At 75.9% G+C, this 16,119-nt stretch carries 14 protein-coding genes; 10 read left to right on the top strand and 4 right to left on the bottom strand.

Annotation, left to right across the window (positions count from 1 at the left end; genetic code table 11):
• Positions 1–151: 151 nt before the first annotated feature.
• Complete coding sequence (locus ACFC0B_RS26680) at positions 152–484, top strand: SAV_915 family protein (RefSeq protein WP_376090754.1); 333 nt, start codon at positions 152–154, stop codon at positions 482–484.
• Entirely contained in the window at positions 481–792 is a 312-nt protein-coding gene (locus tag ACFC0B_RS26675; protein ID WP_376090751.1) for a hypothetical protein, read from the top strand. The genes ACFC0B_RS26680 and ACFC0B_RS26675 overlap by 4 nt, the downstream gene beginning before the upstream one ends.
• Before the next feature lie 87 nt (positions 793–879).
• Here the strand turns inward: ACFC0B_RS26675 and ACFC0B_RS26670 are convergent, their stop codons facing one another.
• Complete coding sequence (locus ACFC0B_RS26670; protein WP_376090748.1) at positions 880–1,743, bottom strand: DMT family transporter; 864 nt, start codon at positions 1,741–1,743, stop codon at positions 880–882.
• A 470-nt stretch (positions 1,744–2,213) separates the two neighbouring features.
• On the opposite strand from ACFC0B_RS26670, the gene ACFC0B_RS26665 reads away from it, so the two are divergent.
• Positions 2,214–3,878, top strand: a complete 1,665-nt coding sequence (locus ACFC0B_RS26665) for an APC family permease (protein WP_376090745.1) — start codon at positions 2,214–2,216, stop codon at positions 3,876–3,878.
• 65 nt (positions 3,879–3,943) lie between these two features.
• Here ACFC0B_RS26665 and ACFC0B_RS26660 read toward each other — a convergent pair whose 3' ends face one another.
• The gene (locus ACFC0B_RS26660; RefSeq protein ID WP_376090742.1) at positions 3,944–5,569 is read right to left on the bottom strand and encodes an FAD-dependent oxidoreductase; all 1,626 of its coding nucleotides are present in this window, start codon (positions 5,567–5,569) and stop codon (positions 3,944–3,946) included.
• A gap of 304 nt (positions 5,570–5,873) precedes the next feature.
• Between ACFC0B_RS26660 and ACFC0B_RS26655 the strand changes: the two genes are divergently transcribed.
• From ACFC0B_RS26655 to ACFC0B_RS26625, 7 genes are all read left to right on the top strand, one after another.
• A complete protein-coding gene (locus tag ACFC0B_RS26655; RefSeq protein WP_376090739.1) occupies positions 5,874–7,040 on the top strand; it encodes a SchA/CurD-like domain-containing protein in 1,167 nt (388 codons plus the stop codon).
• Between the two features lie 80 nt (positions 7,041–7,120).
• Positions 7,121–7,555: a cupin domain-containing protein gene (locus ACFC0B_RS26650; protein ID WP_376090736.1), complete on the top strand. Its 435-nt coding sequence runs from the start codon at positions 7,121–7,123 to the stop codon at positions 7,553–7,555.
• Positions 7,552–8,811: a beta-ketoacyl-[acyl-carrier-protein] synthase family protein gene (locus tag ACFC0B_RS26645; RefSeq protein WP_376090733.1), complete on the top strand. Its 1,260-nt coding sequence runs from the start codon at positions 7,552–7,554 to the stop codon at positions 8,809–8,811. The genes ACFC0B_RS26650 and ACFC0B_RS26645 overlap by 4 nt, the downstream gene beginning before the upstream one ends.
• A gap of 5 nt (positions 8,812–8,816) precedes the next feature.
• Positions 8,817–10,058, top strand: a complete 1,242-nt coding sequence (locus tag ACFC0B_RS26640; protein ID WP_376090730.1) for a beta-ketoacyl synthase N-terminal-like domain-containing protein — start codon at positions 8,817–8,819, stop codon at positions 10,056–10,058.
• A gap of 96 nt (positions 10,059–10,154) precedes the next feature.
• On the top strand, positions 10,155–10,415 hold the full coding sequence (locus tag ACFC0B_RS26635; protein WP_376090727.1) for an acyl carrier protein: 261 nt from the start codon (positions 10,155–10,157) through the stop codon (positions 10,413–10,415).
• Position 10,416: 1 nt separating this feature from the next.
• Positions 10,417–10,872, top strand: coding sequence for an SRPBCC family protein (locus ACFC0B_RS26630; RefSeq protein WP_376090724.1), 456 nt, complete (start codon positions 10,417–10,419; stop codon positions 10,870–10,872).
• Between the two features lie 3 nt (positions 10,873–10,875).
• Positions 10,876–11,253 carry a TcmI family type II polyketide cyclase gene (locus tag ACFC0B_RS26625; protein WP_376090721.1) on the top strand — a complete coding sequence of 126 codons (378 nt, stop codon included), beginning with the start codon at positions 10,876–10,878 and terminating at the stop codon, positions 11,251–11,253.
• 93 nt (positions 11,254–11,346) lie between these two features.
• Here the strand turns inward: ACFC0B_RS26625 and ACFC0B_RS26620 are convergent, their stop codons facing one another.
• The gene (locus ACFC0B_RS26620; RefSeq protein ID WP_376090718.1) at positions 11,347–14,280 is read right to left on the bottom strand and encodes a condensation domain-containing protein; all 2,934 of its coding nucleotides are present in this window, start codon (positions 14,278–14,280) and stop codon (positions 11,347–11,349) included.
• Positions 14,277–16,109: an amino acid adenylation domain-containing protein gene (locus ACFC0B_RS26615; protein WP_376090715.1), complete on the bottom strand. Its 1,833-nt coding sequence runs from the start codon at positions 16,107–16,109 to the stop codon at positions 14,277–14,279. Before ACFC0B_RS26615 ends, ACFC0B_RS26620 begins: the two co-directional genes overlap by 4 nt.
• Between the last annotated feature and the right edge of the window lie 10 nt (positions 16,110–16,119).

The following is a 16,119-nucleotide window of genomic DNA, read 5'->3' as shown; positions in this document are numbered from 1 at the left end:
GTCAACGCTGCGTCAGGACTGTTCACCGCGCGCCCGGACCCGCCCTAGCGTCGGAGACGGCAGTTCGGAGCGGCACAGCGCGGTTCCGAGCAGCACCGAGCAGCACCGAGCAGTTCCGGCAGGCCCCTCTCCACCACTCGGGAGCACCCGCATGGCCCGCGTCGTCATCTGGCACGTTCCGGTCACCGTCACCGGACGGACCACCTCCCTCCGCCTCTTTCGCCTGCGCGACGGCCGCCGCTGCGCCGTCGGCTTCAGCTCCGCGGGCGCGCTCGCCGAGTTGCTCGGCCCGGAGCAGGCCGCCGTCGAACTCGGCGAACCGGCACTGCGCGCGCTGACCGCCCCGCTGGGCATCGACGAACTGGTCCTGGATCCGCGCCTCGTCGCCCCGCCGGTCAGCGGCCCGGCCGCCGGCGGCGCCGCCGCCCGCCCGGCCACCGGGCACCCCGCCGCCCGCTCCGGCGCACACCTCCAGCGCCGGTGAGCGCGCTCCACCTCGTCCCCGGCGCGCCGCAGCCCGAGCCGGCCCGCCCGCTCCAGGCCCTCGCCCGGGTGAGCTACGGCCCGGTCCCGCTCGACTTCGACCGGTTGGTCGCCGAGATCCCGGCGGTGCAGAGCGGACTGGCGCTGGCCGGCGACGCCGACCTCGAACTGCGGCTCGCCTGCACCGGCCCGGAGGAGTTACGCGCCGTCTCCGCCGCGCTGCTCCGCGCCGGCGCCGCGCACGTCCACGTCGACCTGGTCCTGCGCGCCCTCGTCCCCACCCCGCCGACCCTGCGGCCGGTGCCCTGACACCGGCCGCCCCGGCGTCCCGCGCCCGCCCGCCGTCCGGACAGCCGGCGGGCGGGCGCGGGGCACGCCCCGTGCGGGGCGGGCCCGCTACCTCCGGCGGGTCAGCGCGACGATCGCGGTGAGGAGGAGCGCGGAGCCGGCCGGCAGCGCCGGGGTCAGCGGTTCGCCGAGGCAGACCACGCCGAGGACGGCCGCGGTGGCCGGTTCGAGCAGCACCAGCACCGCCGCGGTGGCCCCCGGCACGGTGGCGAGGCCCGCGAAGTACCAGCGGTAGGCGAGCAGCGTCGGCACCGTCCCCAGGAAGAGCAGGGCGCCGGCCGTCGCCAGCGGTGCGCCGGTGGACGGCAGCACACCGCCGTCCACCGTCAGCGCGAGCGGCAGCAGGCAGAGCAGGCCGGTGGTGAACGCCCCGGCCGAGGCGCGGGCCGTGCCGCCGGCCCGGGCCCACAGGGTGAGCCCGCTCTGCCCGGCCCCGGCCAGGACGGCGAGCGCCACCCCGAGGACGGGCCGCGGACCGCCGGCCGGGCCCGCCACCAGCAGCGTCAGCCCGCCCAGGGCGAGCAGGTCGGCGGCCACCGCCCGGCCGGTGAGCCGCTCGCCGAGCAGCAGGTGGGCGCCGAGGCCGGTGAGCACCGGTCCGGCGCCGATGGTCACCAGGGTGCCGAGGCCGAGCCCGGCGTACCGGACCGCGCCGAAGTAGGCGCACTGACTGACCGCCAGCCCGAGCCCGGTGAGCACGGCGGCGCGGAGCGGCCCGGCGGCGCCGCGGCCGGGCAGCAGGGCGAGGCAGCCGGCGGCCACGGCGAACCGCCAGGCGCAGACGGCGACCGGGCCGAGCCCGGCGGCGGCCATCAGCAGGGCGGCCACGGCCCCGCCCGCGCCCCAGGCGACGGCGGCGGCCGAGATGGACAGCAGGCCGTGCCGGACCGGCACGGCGGCATGAGTGGTCATGCGTTCGTTCTCCACGACGGGATGCCGGGCGGGGCCCGGCCGGATGAGGTCCACCGGTGGTGCGGGCGGCACTCATCGGCCCGGGAGCGGCGAGGCCGCCGGGCTGGGTGCGTGGAGTGGGCCGCCCGCTAGCGGACGGGCGGCGGCAGGATCCGGGAACGCATGGGCCGACCCTACCGGGGGTGCGGCGCGACCGCATTTCCATGCGGCCGGCGTCATTTCCACAACCCGCGGATCACCGCCCTTGGCACGGACACGAACCGAAGCTCAATGGACGCTCAAATCGCGGAATTACCCGCAGGTAGCGTAACGGCCGCACGAACAGATGGCCTCCTACCTGCGAAGATCTCCAGAAAAGTAGGTAACCATTCGGTAAGGAAACCTGTGCAGATGTCTCTGCGTCCGCCTATCGTGTGGCAACTCTCCGCGCTCCGTACTTCCGGAGAACCCTCACCACAGAGAGATTGCGCATGGCCTCCCTCAACCAGCTCTCCCCGCCCGGTACGGGCACCGGTTCCGGCACCGGGACCACCACCCACCGGTCGCTCCGCCGCGAAGTCGGCCTCATCGGCCTCATGTGGGCCTCGGTCGGCTCGATCATCGGCTCGGGCTGGCTCTACGGCGCCAAGAACGCCGTCGTCGTCGCCGGACCGGCGGCCCTCGTCGCCTGGGGCATCGGCGCGGTCGCCATCGTCCTGCTCGCCTTCGTGCACGCCGAGCTCGGCGGCATGTTCCCGGTCGCCGGCGGCACCGCCCGCTACCCGCACTACGCCTTCGGCGGCCTGGCGGGCATGTCGTTCGGCTGGTTCTCCTGGCTCCAGGCCGCCACCGTCGCGCCCATCGAGGTCCAGGCGATGATCGGCTACGCCGGGCACTGGGAGTTCGCGCAGGGCTTCCTCAACGACAACGGCACCCTCACGCCCAGCGGCTTCGTGGTCGCGGTGCTGCTGATGGGCCTGTTCGTCGCGGTCAACTTCCTCGGGGTCCGGGCGCTCGCCCGCACCAACAGCGCCACCACCTGGCTGAAGATCTTCGTCCCGCTGTTCGCGATCTTCGTGCTCGCCGTGACCAACTTCCACGGCTCCAACTTCACCTCGCACGGCTTCGCCCCGTTCGGCGTCAAGGGCGTGCTGACCGCGGTGAGCGCCAGCGGCATCATCTTCGCCCTGCTCGGCTTCGAGCAGGCGATCCAGCTGGCCGGCGAGAGCAAGAACCCCAAGCGCGACATCCCGCGCGCCGTGCTCGGCTCGGTCGCCATCGGCACCGCGATCTACGTGCTGCTGCAGGTCGTCTTCATCGCCGCGCTGCCCGCCACCACCTTCGCCAACGGCTGGGAGAACCTCGACTTCCCCGGCATCGACGGCCCGTTCGCCGGCCTCGCCACCCTGGTCGGCCTCGGCTGGCTGGCCTGGGTGCTGTACTTCGACGCCATCGTCTCCCCCGGCGGCACCGGCCTCATCTACACCACCTCCACCTCGCGCATCGCGTACGGCCTGAGCAAGAACGGCTACGCGCCGCAGCTCTTCGAGCGGGTCGACAAGCGCGGCGCGCCGTGGTTCGGCCTCATCATGTCGTTCGTCACCGGCGTCATCTGCTTCCTGCCCTTCCCGAGCTGGCAGGAGCTGGTCGGCTTCATCACCTCGGCCAGCGTGCTGATGTACGCGGGCGCCCCGCTCGCCTTCGGCGCCCTGCGCCGCCGGCTGCCGGCCCGCGAGCGCTCGTACCGCCTGCCCGCCGGCGGGGCCGTCGCCCCGGCGTCCTTCGTGGTCTCCAGCCTCATCATCTACTGGGCCGGCTGGCACACCCTGTCCCGCCTGGGCATCGCCATCGTCATCGGCTACCTGCTGCTCGGCGGCTACGCCACGTACGCGATCCGCAAGGGCCTGCCGAACGCCCCGCACATGGACTGGCGGGCCGCCCAGTGGCTGCCGGTCTACCTGCTGGGCCTCGGCCTGATCTCCTGGCAGGGCGGCTTCGGCGACGGCACCGGCCGGATCCCGATGTGGTGGGACATCGCGGCGGTCGCCGCCTTCTCCCTGGTGATCTACTATTGGGCGATCCGGGTGGCACTGCCCGCCGAGATCATCGAGCGGAACATCGAGGACGTCGAGGTGGTCGACGAGGGCGGCCACTGATCCCGAGACAGCAGTGACGAAGGGCCCGCCGGCCGTACGACCGGCGGGCCCTTCGGGTTCGTGCGTCAGAGCGACAGCACCGTCCGCAGGGCGTACTCGACGGCGGCCTCGGGGTCGTCGGCCGGGTGCTCGGAGCGCCAGGCGACGAAGCCGTCGGGGCGCACCAGCAGGGCGCCGTCGGGGCGGATGCCGTGCCGGGCGGCGAAGTCGGCGCCCGGCTCGGGGGCCAGGTCGTCGTCCGCGCCGTCGCCGACCCGGTAGGCGTCCAGCGGGACCGCCAGCCGGTCGGCCGCCCGCCGGGCGGCGTCCCGCCAGGCGGTGCCCGCCGAGCCGGTCAGCAGCACCATCGCCTGCTCGTACAGGTCGAGGGTGGACAGCCGCACGCCCGCCCGCAGCAGCCACTGGTGCGGGGCCCGGCTGCCCGGCTCGCCCGCGGACTCGAAGGCCTCCGGGACCACCGCGCCGGCCGGGTCGGTGCCGAGCACCGCGCCCCGCGGGTAGCGGTAGCCGAGCGCCACCGCCAGCACCCCGGCCTGCCGGCCGACGCCCGGGACGACGGCGTACCCGGGGTGGCTGTGCTCGGCGGAGCGGGCCGAGGCGCGCTCGCCGGTCACCCGCGCCACCGGCCGGCGCTCCTGCCCGTAGGTCTCCAGCAGGTCCGGGCCGGCCCAGCCGCAGAGCACCGCGGCGAGCTTCCAGGCCAGGTTGTGCGCGTCCTGGATGCCGGTGTTCGAGCCGAACGCGCCGGTCGGGGACATCTCGTGCGCCGAGTCCCCCGCCAGGAACACCCGCCCGCCCGAGTAGCGGTCGGCGACCCGCTCGGCGGCGTGCCACGGGGCCTTGCCGGTCACCTCGACGTCGAGCTCGGGCATCCCGACCGCGGCCCGGATGTGCCGGGCGCAGCGCTCGTCGGTGAACGCCTCCAGCGGCTCGCCGTGCTCCGGGTGCCACGGCGCGTGGAACACCCACTCCTCCCGGTTGTCGACCGGCAGCAGGGCGCCGTCCGCCTCCGGGTCGGTGAGGTAGCAGGCGATGAAGTGGCGGTCGCCGACGACCTCGGCCAGCCGCTTCGCCCGGAAGGTGATGCTGACGTTGTGGAACAGTTCGCCCTTGCCGCTCTGGCCGATGCCCAGCCGGGTGCGGGCCGGGCTGCGCGGGCCGTCCGCCGCGATCAGGTAGTCGGCCCGGACGACCCGCTCCTCGCCGGTCTCCCGGCTGCGCAGCAGCGCCGTCACGCCGTCGGCGTCCTGCTCGAAGGAGAGCAGCTCGGTGCTGAAGCGGATGTCGGCGCCCAGCTCGCGGGCCGTGCGGCGGAGCACCGGCTCCAGGTCGTTCTGGCTGCACAGGCACCAGGAGCTGGGGCTGAACCGGGCCAGCCGCCCGCCCGGGTCGATCTCCCGGAACAGCCACTCCTGCTCCTCGCCGGTCAGCGAGGGGGCCTGCAGGATGCCGTGGTTCGGGGCCAGGACGGACGCCGCCTCGCGGATCGCCGGCTCGATCCCGGCCACCCGGTACAGCTCCATCGTCCGGACGTTGTTGCCTCGGCCGCGCGGGTGGTGCGAGGTGTCGGCGTGCTTCTCGACGAGCAGGTGCCTGACACCCAGTCGGCCCAGGAAGAGCGAGGCCGACAGCCCGACCAGCGAGCCGCCGACGATCAGGACCGGTACCCGGTCGTCCACCTTCGGATTCATCAATTGCTCCAGCCTGTACGGGAGTTCGGGGCAGATTGCCAGGCTCGTCGCGGCCCCCGCAGCGGCCCGCGGGCACGGCGGCCCGGTCCTACCGTCCCCCGCGCCGGACGCGTTGTGCCGCCTCTTCGCCCGGATGGCCCGCATATCTCGCGCCACTCGGGAGCGCCGCGCACGATCGACTTCAGGCCTGGTGGCCGACGGCCACCGCAGCACCCCTCCCGCCGGGGGCCGCCCGGCCCCCTCCGGCACCGGCGCCGCCGCACGCGGCCCCCGACGCGCGCGGCCCAGAAGCAGAAAGTGGATCATGACGACCCTGTCCGAACCGCCCGCCCGGCAGCACTCCCCCTCCGAGACCCGCCTGCGGGTGGTGCTGATGCTGGAGATCCAGGACGGCGCCCAGCAGCGCTTCATGGACGTGTACGAGCAGCTGCGCCACCAGGTCGCGACCGTGCCCGGCCACGTCAGCGACCAGCTCTGCCAGTCCATCAACGACCCCCGCCAGTGGCTCATCACCAGCGAGTGGGAGGACCAGGAGACCTTCCTGCAGTGGGTGGACAGCCCGGCCCACCGGGAGATGGTCAAGCCGATGCACGGCTGCGTCAGCGACACCTTCCGGTCCCTGCGCTACACCATCCTCCGGGAGACCTCCGCCGCCGGCGCGACCGGCAGCCGGCCGCCGCTGGAGGTGCCGTCCGACCTGCCGCGCGCCGCCACCCCCGGGCAGGCCGGGCCGCCGAAGGCCGACCCGGGCCCCGACGGCGTGGTCCGGCACGCGCTCACCTTCACCGTCAAGCCCGGCAGCGAGCCCGAGGTGGCCCGGATCCTGTCCGGCTACGCCTCGCCGCGGGCCGAGGTGGACGACGCCACCCGGCTGCGCCGCACCTCGCTGTTCATGCACGGCAACCGGGTGGTCCGCGCGGTCGAGGTGATCGGCAGCCTCGGCGACGCGCTGCGGCACGTCGCCCTGCAGCCCGAGGTGCGGGCCGTCGAGGAGGCGATCAACCCGTACCTGGAGGAGGCCCGCCAGCTGGGCGACCCGCAGGCGGCGCGCGCCTTCTTCGCCCGGGCCGCGCTGCCGGCCGCGCACCAGGCCGTGGCCGGTTCGCCCGCCTCCGGGCGGCTGCACCGGCACGCCGTGCTGTACCCGGTGAAGCCGGGCCAGGGGAGGGCGGTCGCCGAACTGCTCGCCGAGCACGACGAGCTCGCCACCGCCGATCCGACCGGCCCGGTCGCCGGGAGCACCGTCTTCCACCGCGGGGACGTCGTGGTGCGGCTGACCGACCTGCGGCTGCCGCCGGAGGCGGACCCGGGGGCGGCGCTCGGCGTGGCCGGCGCGCGCGAGGCCGCGGTCCTGGGCCGGCTGCTCGACCTCGGCCCGGAGGGCGACCTGCGGACCGACGCCGGGCTGCGCGCCTTCCTCGCCGCCCGCAGCATGAACCCGGTCACCGACCGGACGTCCCAGGACTCCTGACCACCACCGCGCTCCGACCGCAGGAGCTCCGGCGCCGGAAGCCCCGGCCGGAGAAGCCCCGGCAAGAGAAGGAAGAAACCATGTCCACGCAGTACCCACGGATCGTGAACGTCTCCGAGGCGCCGGAGAACCGCCGGCGCGGCGGCGACCTGCGCGCCATGCTCACCCCGACCACCTGCGGCGCCACCAGCGGGTTCATGGGCCTGGCCATCGTGCAGCCCGGTGAGAGGATCGGCGAGCACTACCACCCGTACTCCGAGGAGTTCGTGTTCGTCGTCACCGGCGACCTGGAGGTGGACCTGGACGGCGAGACCCGGGCGCTCAAGCCCGAGCAGGGCCTGATGATCCCGATCAACATGCGCCACCGGTTCCGCAACGTCGGCGACTCCGTGGCCAAGATGGTCTTCCACCTCGGCCCGCTGGCGCCGCGTCCCGAACTCGGCCACGTCGACACCGAGGAGACCGGGCCGGTGGTCAACTCAGGCCCGCCGGAACACGCCAAGGTGGGCTCGTGAGCCGCCGTCGGGTCGCCGTCACCGGAATCGGCGTGGTCGCGCCCGGAGGGGTCGGGGTCCCGGCGTTCTGGGACCTCCTCACCGCCGGGCGGACGGCGACCCGCGGCATCACGCTCTTCGACCCCGCCGGGTTCCGCTCCCGGATCGCCGCCGAGTGCGACTTCGACCCGGCGGCCCACGGGCTCGGCCCGGACGACGTCCAACGGGCCGACCGCTACGTGCAGTTCGCGATGGTGGCGGCCGACGAGGCGATCGCCGACGCCGGGCTCGACCTGGCCGCCGAGGATCCCTGGCGGATCGCCGTCTCGCTCGGCACCGCCGTCGGCGGCACCACCCGCCTGGAACACGACTACGCCCTGGTCAGCGCCGGCGGCGCCCGCTGGGACGTCGACCACCGGCTCGCCGAGCCGCAGCTGCACCGGGCGTTCGCGCCCAGCACGCTCGCCTCGGCGGTCGCCGAACGAACCGGCGCGCACGGCCCGGTGCAGACCGTCTCCACCGGCTGCACCTCGGGCCTGGACGCCATCGGCTACGGCTTCCAGGCGGTCGAGGACGGGCGCGCCGACATCTGCGTCGCCGGCGCCTCCGACTCGCCGATCTCGCCGATCACCGTCGCCTGTTTCGACGCCATCAAGGCCACCAGCGAACGCAACGACGACCCGGCGCACGCCTCCCGCCCGTTCGACGCCCACCGCGACGGCTTCGTGCTCGGCGAGGGCGGCGCCGTCCTGGTGCTGGAGGAGCTGGAGCACGCCCGCCGGCGCGGCGCGCGGATCTACGGCGAGATCGGCGGGTTCTCGACCTACGGCAACGCCTACCACATGACCGGCCTCACCCAGGAGGGGCTGGAGATGTCCCGGGCGATCGACCACGCGCTCGCCCACGCCCGGATCGACCGCACCGACGTCGACTACGTCAACGCGCACGGCTCGGGCACCAAGCAGAACGACCGGCACGAGACGGCGGCCGTCAAGCGCTCGCTCGGCGAGCACGCGTACCGGACGCCGATGAGCTCGATCAAGTCGATGGTCGGGCACTCGCTCGGCGCGATCGGCGCGATCGAGGTGGTCGCCTGCACCCTCGCGCTGGACCGCGGTGTGGTGCCGCCGACCGCCAACTACGAGACGCCCGACCCGGAGTGCGACCTCGACTACGTGCCGCGCGCCGCGCGGGAGCTGCCACTGCGGAACATCCTGTCGGTCGGCAGCGGATTCGGCGGATTCCAGTCCGCCGTCGTGCTCACAAGAACGGGGTGAGATCCATGACGTCACGTCAGCAGGAACGCCGGGCGGTGATCACCGGCCTGGGTGTGGTGGCGCCGAACGGCGTGGGGGCCGACGCCTTCTGGAAGGCCACCCGGCAGGGCGTGAGCGTCCTCGACCGGATATCCCGCGAGGGCTGCACCGGCCTCCCCCTGCGCATCGCGGGCCAGGTACGGGACTTCGACCCGCGGGCCGCCGTCGACGACCGCTACCTGGTGCAGACCGACCGGTTCACGCACTACGCGATGGCCGCCGCCGACCAGGCGGTGGCGGACGCCGGCTTCGTCCCCGACCCGGAACAGCCGTACGCGGTGGGCGTGGTGACCGCGGCCGGCTCCGGGGGCGGCGAGTTCGGCCAGGGCGAGCTCCAGCAGCTCTGGGGCAAGGGACCGCAGTTCGTCGGCCCCTACCAGTCCATCGCCTGGTTCTACGCGGCCAGCACCGGCCAGATCTCCATCCGCGGCGGCTACAAGGGCCCGTGCGCGGTGGTGGCCAGCGACGAGGCCGGCGGGCTGGACGCGATCGCCCACGCCGCCCGGGCCGTCGAGCACGGCACCGCCGCGGTGGTGGTCGGCGCCGCCGAGGCCCCGCTCGCGCCCTACTCGATGGTCTGCCAGCTCGGCTACCCCGAGCTGAGCCTCGCGGACCGGGCCGACCGGGCCTACCTGCCGTTCTCCCCCGACGCGGCCGGCTTCGCCCCCGCCGAGGGCGGCGCGATGCTGCTGCTGGAGGACGAGGCGACCGCCCGCCGGCGCGGGGCCGCCGTCCGGGCGCACATCGCCGGCCACGCCGCGACCTTCACCGGCGCCTCCCGCTGGGCGGAGTCCCGGGAGGGCCTGGCCGCGGCGATCCGGATCGCCCTGGAGCGGGCCAGGATCGCGGCGGAGGAGATCGACGTGGTCTTCGCCGACGCCCTCGGCGTCCCGGCCGCCGACCGCGCCGAGGCGCTGGCGCTGGCCGACGCGCTCGGCCCCTACGCCGAGCGGGTCCCGGTCACCGCCCCCAAGTCCGGTACCGGGCGGGCCTACTGCGGCGCCCCCGCACTGGACACCGCCGCCGCCGTGCTCGCCATGGAGGACGGCGTGCTGCCGCCCACCCCCAACGTCACCGAGGTCGCCCACGACCTCGCCCTGGTGACCGGCCGCGCCCGCCCGGCCGAACTGCGCACCGCCCTGGTGCTCAGCCGCGGGCTGATGGGCTCCAACGCGGCCCTGGTGCTCCGGCGCGGCGAGCCGTCCTGAGGCTCCTCCCCCGCTCCTTCCCCGCTCCACCCGCTCCGCTGCTCTCCATCCGCTCACCACTCGCTCACCACACGCTCGCAACGAAGGGACACCCCCGTGAGCAACACCCTCAGTTATCCCGAACTCGCGGCGCTCATCCAGGCCCGGGCCGGCGTCGTGATCGACCCGGCCGCCCTGGAGCGCCCCGGCGCCGCCTTCGACGAGTTCGGCGTGGATTCCCTCGGCCTGCTCGGCGTGGTCGGCGAGCTGGAGAACCGGCACGGCGTGAAGGTCACCAACGGCGCGGAGTCGGCCAAGACCCCGGCCGAGTTCCTGGACCTGGTCAACGCCGTGGTCACCGCGAAGGCGGGTGCCTGAGATGCCCGGACACACCGACAACGAGATCGTCATCGCGGCCCCGCTCGACCTGGTCTGGGAGATCACCAACGACCTGGAGAACTGGCCGCAGCTGTTCAGCGAGTACGCCTCGGTGGAGGTGCTGGAGCGCGAGGGCGACCGGGTGCGCTTCCGGCTGACCATGCACCCCGACGAGGACGGCAAGATCTGGAGCTGGGTCTCGGAGCGCACCACCGACCGCTCCGAGCTGGCGGTCAACGCCCGGCGCGTCGAGCCCGGCCCGTTCGAGTTCATGGACATCCGCTGGGAGTACGCCGAGGTGCCGGCCGGCACCCGGATGCGCTGGGTGCAGGACTTCGCGATGAAGCCCACCGCACCGGTCGACGACGAGGGCATGGTCAACCACATCAACCGCAACTCCCGGATCCAGCTGCAGCTGATCCGCGAGAAGGTCGAGAAGAAGGCAGCGGAGGTCTGAGCCATGGCGTCCCCCGTGACCACCCCCGGGAGCGTGCCCGGGACGGCGCACACCCACCGCGCCCTGATCGTCGCCCGGATGAAGCCCGACGCGGCCGCCGGCATCGCCGAGGTGTTCGCCGACTCCGACAACCGGGGCGAGCTCCCGCACCTGATCGGGGTGACCGGGCGCAGCCTGTTCCAGTTCGGCGACGTCTACCTGCACCTGATCGAGGCGGACCGCCCGCCGGGCCCGGCTGTCGCCCAGGTGGCCGGCCACCCCGAGTTCCGGGCGATCAGCGACGCGCTCACCGCCTACGTCCAGGCGTACGACCCGGCCACCTGGCGGGGGCCGAAGGACGCGATGGCGCGTGAGTTCTACCGCTGGGAGCGCCGCGGCTGAGCGCGCCGGCAGCGGTGACCGTCGGCAGCGGTCGCCGGCGGCGGACGAGCGGACACCCCGCGGGCCTTGCGGTCCCGGGGTGTCCGCTCGTGCTCACTCCGCGGCGGTCCCGGCCGTCATCGCGGCGAGGACGGCGCGCCAGTCCTCCCCGGGCTCCGGGCGCAGCGGCGCGGCCAGCGCGTCGGCCCGGTAGTGCCAGGGGCGCAGCAGCTCGGGGTCGGCGTCCGGGCCGTGCGCGACCGGGCTCAACGAGCCGAGCAGCCGGACCAGTTCGGCGGTGAGGTCGGCCCAGGAGACGTGGCCGGTCACCGCGTTGACGATCCGGCCGGGGGCGCGTTCGGCGCTCTCCGCGACGGCCCGCGCGAGCGCCGCGGAGTGCACCCAGCTCGCGCCCGACCAGCCGCTGTCGACGGGCGGCAGGAGGAGCGGGCGGCCGGCCAGCGCGGCCTGGTAGAGCGCGCCGGTGGAGCCCCAGCGGAGCTGGTCGCGCAGCCGCCGGTGCGGGCCCCAGACGATCGGCGGGCGGACCACGGAGACCGGGCCGCGGGCCCGTGGGGCGGCGTCCAGCAGGATCCGCTCGCAGTCGAGCTTGGCCCGGCCGTAGGGGGTGAGCGGCCCGGCCGGGGGCGCGCCCTCGGGAACCTCGCCCGGGGCGGGGCAGCCGTAGGCGTCGACGCTGCTGACGAAGACGAACCCGCCGGTGCCGTGCCAGCCGTCGACCAGCGCGCGCATCGCGGCGAGGTCGACGGCGTGCTCGGTGAAGGTGCAGGCGGCGTGGATGACGGTGTCCGCGCCCGCGGCGGCCCGGCGCAGGCTGTCCGGGTCGGCGAGGTCGCCCTCGGCCACCTCGACGCCGGCGCCGGCCACCAGGTGGGCCGACTCGGGGCGGACCAGCGCCCGCACGGGGCGGCCCTGGGCGAGGAGTTCCTGCAGGACGGCCGCGCCGACGCCGCCGCTGGCGCCGGTGAGCAGCACCGTCCCGGCCCGCGCGGCCGGCGCCCCGGGGGCGGGGCGGCCGGTGCTGCGCCGGTCGGTGCTGCGGCGGTCGGCGGCGGTGCGGTCGGCGGCGGTGCGGCGTTCGGCGGCGCGGGTGGCGAGCAGGGCGGCCAGGGCGCGCGGGGTGCGCTGCTCCAGGACGTCCAGGCCGGTCAGCGGCAGGCCGAGGCGGCCGCGCAGCCGTTCGGCCAGCTGCACCGCCACCAGCGAGTGGCCGCCGAGGTGGAGGAAGTCCGCGTCGGCCGGCGGCCGCGCGCCCAGCAGCTCCGCGAACGCGTCCAGCACCTCGGGGAGGCGGGCCGGGGCGTCGGGGCGGCCGGGGAGACGGGCGGGGTCGAGGGTGCCGTCGGGGCGGCGCGGGATGCGGTCCAGCAGGGTGACGGCGAGCGGCAGTCGGGCGCCCTCGCCGAGCCGGCGGCGCAGGGCGGCGCGCAGGTCGGCGCCGCTGGGGGCGACCGGGCCGCGGACGCTCGCGTAGGCGAGGGCCGGGCCGTGCTCGGCGAGGTGGAGCGCGGCGTCGGTGACCCGGGGGTCGTCGAGCAGGGCGGCGACGGCGGGGTGGCCGGCGCGGGCGGACGCGGGGGCCGGGGTGGCGAGCCGTTCGCCGGGGAGCGCGGAGAGCGGGCGGTCGGCGTCGGCGGCGAGGGCGGTGAGCAGCCCGGTGAAGGCCGCGTGCAGGCGGCGGGCGGTCGGCTCGTCCAGCGCCGCCGGATCGTGCTGCAGCAGGCAGCGCGGCCGCGGGCCCTCCTCGACCAGCAGGGTGAGGCCGAACTTGGCGAACGCGAGGTCGACCTCGACGGCCTCCGCCGTGAGGCCGGGCAGCGCCAGCGGCTCCGCCGGGCGGACCAGGTCGCAGCTCACGGAGAGCAGCGGGGTGCCGTCCTCGCCCCGGGCCGCGGGGCCGAGGCGTTCGACGACCAGGTCGAAGGGCACGTCGTGGTGCTCCTGGGCGTCGAGCAGGGCGGTGCGGACGGCGGCCAGCACCGTGGTGAAGGCCGGATCGCCGTCGGGCTCGGGCAGCCGGGCGCGCACGGGCAGGGTGTTGACCTGCAGGCCGATCAGCCGGCGCAGTTCGGGCCGGGCACGGTGGCCGCCGGCGCAGCCGAGGACGAGGTCGGACGCCCCGGTGGCGGTGCGCAGGGCGGCGAAGGCGGCGGCCAGCACGACGGTGAACGGGGTCGCGCCGTGCCGGGCGCCGAGCCGGCGCAGGCCGTCGAGGGTCCGGGCGGTGAGCGGGGCGGCGTGCAGGACGGCGCGCCGCTCGGGGGTGCCGGGCGGGACGGCGCGCAGCAGCGGCAGCGGGCGGGCGCCGGCGAGGCGGGCGGACCGTTCGGCGGCCGCAGCGGCGAGCCGGTCGTCCCGGGCGCGCTCCCAGCGGGCGTAGTCGGCGTACTGGAGTTCCGGTTCGGGCAGGCCGGACGGTCGCCCCTCGGCGGCGGCCGCGTAGAGCGCGGCGAGTTCGGCGGCGAGCACGGGCAGCGAGCCGCCGTCCACGGCGATGTGGTGGAGGGTGAGCAGCAGGGTGTGGTCGTCGGGGGCGTGCCGGAGGACCAGGGCGCGCAGGGCCGGGCCGGTGGCGAGGTCGAAGGGCCGCGCCGCCTCGGCCCGCAGCAGGGCGGCGGCGGCCCCGGGCGCGGCCTCGCGGACGGGCAGCGGGACGGGGGCGGCGGGGCCGGTCCGCTGCTGCGGGCGGTCGTCGTGGTGGGCGTAGCGGGTGCGCAGGACGTGGTGGCGGGTGGTGAGGCCGGTCAGGGCGGCGGCGAGGGCGTCGAGGTCCAGCGGGCCGCGCAGCCGGGTGGCGAGCGGGACGTGGTAGCGGGGGCCGCCCTCGCCGAGGCGCTCCATCAGCCACATCCGCTGCTGGGCGTGGGAGAGCGGGGCCGGGCCGGGGCCGGTGCCGCGCGGGACGGGGCCCGGGGCGCGGGTGGCGGATGCGGGCCCGGCGGCGCTCGCGGTCGTGGCGTCGGCGGCGGCCGAGGTGCGGCGGCGGGCGCGGCGGAGGAGGTCGGCCTGGTCGAGCGGGGCGGTCATCGGGTGGGCTCCTCGGGGGTCTCCACGGCTTCGGCGGCATCGGCGGCCAGCAGGGCGCGTTCGACCAGTTCGGCCTGGCCGGCGACGGTCGGGTGGTCGAGGAAGTCACCGAGCGGAAGATCGACGCCGAGGTCCTCCCGAAGGTCGTCGACCACCCACATGGCGAGCAGCGAGTGCCCGCCCTCGGCGAAGAAGTCGGCGTCCGGGGCGGTCACCTCGTGCCCCAGGGCGCGCGACCAGGCGGCGGCGACCACCTGCTGGATCGGCGTCAGCGCGGCGGGGGCGGGGCGGAGCCCCGAGCGGCCCTCGCCCGGACCTCCGTCCCCGCGGTCGGTCCCGTCGGCGGCCAGCGCGCGGCGGTCGACCTTGCCGCTGGTGGTGAGCGGCAGGGCGTCGAGCACCGTCCAGGCGGTGGGCACCAGGTGGGCCGGGAGCCGTTCGGCGAGCCGGCGGCGGAGCGCCTCGGGAGCCGGCCGGCAGCCCTCGGCGGGGACCACGCAGGCGGTGAGCACGGCGTCCTCGCGGCCGGCCCGACGGACCACCACCGCCGCCTCGGCGACCTCGGGCAGGCTCCGCAGCGCGTGCTCGACCTCGCCGGGCTCGATCCGGAAGCCGCGCACCTTGACCTGGTCGTCCAGCCGCCCGTGGTACTCCAGCACCCCGTCGGGGCGCCGCAGCACCCGGTCGCCGGTGCGATAGGCGCGGCCGGTGCCGGGGAGGTCGGCGAAGCGCTCGGTGGTCAGCTCGGGCCGGCCGAGGTAGCCGAGCGCCACCCGGACGCCGGCGATCCACAGTTCGCCGCGGGTGCCGTCCGGAACGGGCCGGCACTCCTCGTCGAGGACGAGGGTGCGGGCACCGCCGAAGGGGCGGCCGATCGGCACCGGCCCGCCGTCGTCGGCGGGCCGGACGCGGTGCAGGGTGGTGAACGTGGTGGCCTCGGTGGGCCCGTAGACGTTGAACAGGTCGAGCCAGGGGAAGGCGCGCAGCACCGCGGCGGCGTGTTCGGCGGAGAGCGCCTCGCCGCCGGCCAGCACGGTGCGCAGCACGCCGAAGATCCGCGAGCGGCGGGCGGCCAACTGGTGGAACAGCGCGGTGGTGAGGAAGGCGGTGGTGACGCCGAACCGCTCGACGTCGCGGGTGAGTTCCTCGGCGCTGGGCCGTTCGGCCGGGGACAGCGCGACGGCGGCGCCGCGCGCCAGCGGACCCCACAGTTCGAAGGTGGCGGCGTCGAAGGCGACCGGCGAGTGGTGCAGCACCCGGTCGCCGGGGCCGAGGGCGATGCCGTCAGCGGCCGTGACCAGGTCGGCAACGGCGCTGTGCGGGACCAGGACGCCCTTGGGGCGGCCGGTGGATCCGGAGGTGTAGTAGACGAAAGCGGCGGCGTCCGGGGCCGGGGGCGCGGGCGGCGTCGCGGGTGCGGCGGCGATCACGGTGGGGCCGAGTTCCGTGAGGACCAGCACGCGGTCCTCGGGCAGACCCGCCTCGGCCAGCAGCGCCTTGTCCCCGAGGGTGAGTCGGACGTCGGCGTCGTCGAGCATGGCGTGCAGCCTGGGGCGCGGGTACGCGGGGTCGAGCGGGACGACGTGTGCGCCGGCCCACCAGACGGCGAGCTGGGCGACGGCGAGGCGGGCGGCGCGGGCGCACAGCAGGCCGACGGCACTGCCCGGGCGGATCCCGAGGGCGGTCAGTTCGCCGGCCAGCCGGACGGCAGCGGTGGCCAGTTCGCGATAGGTGAGGGTGGTGCTGCCGTCGGTCGCGGCGAGTGCGTCGGGGCGCTCGGCGGCCTGCCGGGCGACGAGCGCCGGGACGGTGGTGACGGGAGAGGTCATGGGTGGTCAG

The organism is Kitasatospora sp. NPDC056184, assembly GCF_042268405.1.
Classification (GTDB): domain Bacteria; phylum Actinomycetota; class Actinomycetes; order Streptomycetales; family Streptomycetaceae; genus Kitasatospora.
The sequence above is the reverse complement of the archived record's forward strand: the minus strand, read 5'-3'. Positions and strand labels throughout refer to the sequence as shown.